Source organism: Bradyrhizobium sp. Kon37 (assembly GCF_055807535.1).
Genome location: NZ_JBVVOY010000073.1, coordinates 1 through 1,301 on the forward strand (window position 1 = coordinate 1; position 1,301 = coordinate 1,301).

A 1,301-nucleotide genomic window follows, 5' to 3' on the forward strand; every position below is an offset into this window, starting at 1 on the left:
AAGCACAGGACGACGGGATCGAACGATCTGTTCCGGGCGCGGCTGGACCAGATCATCAACATGAAGCACGAGCTGGTTCAGCTCGCCGGCAAGATCGATTGGGACTGGATCGACGGCGAGGTCGCGCCGCTCTACAGCGAGAACGGCCGGCCGGGGATCGAGACCCGCTTCATGATCGGCTGTTGTTGCTCAAGCATATCTACGGGCTGTCCGATGAGGGGGGTGCGAGCGCCGGGTCCACGACCCTTATTTCCAGTTCTTCACCGGGCAAGAGTTCTTTCAGCATGCCTTCCCGCACGAGCGCTCGGACCTGAGCCATTGGCGCAAGCGGCTCGGCGACAAGTTGGAGCTGCTGCTGGCGGAGAGCCTGCGGGTGGCGCACGCGGCCGGCGCGTTACGCGGCCAGGACCTCAAGCGCGTCACCGTCGACACCACGGTGCAGCCGAAGGCCATCACCTTTCCGACCGATGCCAAGCTGCTCCATGCGGCTATCAAGGGGCTCAACCGCCTGGCGAGAAGGCACGCCGTCAGGCTGCGGCAATCCTATTCTCGTGTGGCCAAGGCCGCCGCGATGATGGCGGGCCGCTACGCCCATGCCAAACAGTTCAGCCGGCATCAGCGGCAGTTGCGCATTCTGCGCAGCCGGCTCGGCCGCATCATCCGCGACATCCGCCGCAAGATCGAGGGCCAGCCGGCACTGGAGGAGGCATTCGCCCTCCCGCTTGGCCGGGCCGTGCAAATCCGCTCGCAGCAGCAGCGCCAGCGCGGCTGGAAGCTTTATTCCTTCCATGCCCCGGAGGTGGAATGCATCGGCAAAGGCAAGGCCTCAGCCCCTTACGAGTTCGGCGTGAAGGCCTCCATCGTCACCAACAACTGCCGGGCGCCCGGTGGCCTGTTCGTACTGCACGCCAGGTCGCTGCCCGATAATCCCTACGACGGTCATACCCTGCGGGACGCCATCGACCGCATCGAGGCGCTCACCGGCTGTCCGATCGAGCGGGCCTATGTCGACAAGGGATATCGCGGCCACGACACGCAAAATCCACGTCGCGTCTTCATCTCCGGCCAAAAGCGCGGCGTCTTCGGCGTCATCAAGCGCGAGCTCCGGCGCCGCTCCGCCATCGAGCCCATCATCGGACATCTGAAGGCCGAAGGTCACCTTGGCCGCTGCTACCTCAAAGGCCGCACCGGCGACGCCGCCAACGTCGTGCTCTCAGCAGTGGGCCACAACTTCCGCCGTATCCTCGCCTGGCTCAGAGAACTCTTGTGCCTCTTCCTGATCCAGCTATCGCATACGCTTG

1 pseudogene is annotated in these 1,301 nt (G+C 64.7%); it reads left to right on the forward strand.

The window, feature by feature from the left end:
* A pseudogene (locus AC0L3J_RS37055) lies at positions 1-1,301 on the forward strand (IS5 family transposase); the annotation flags it as partial.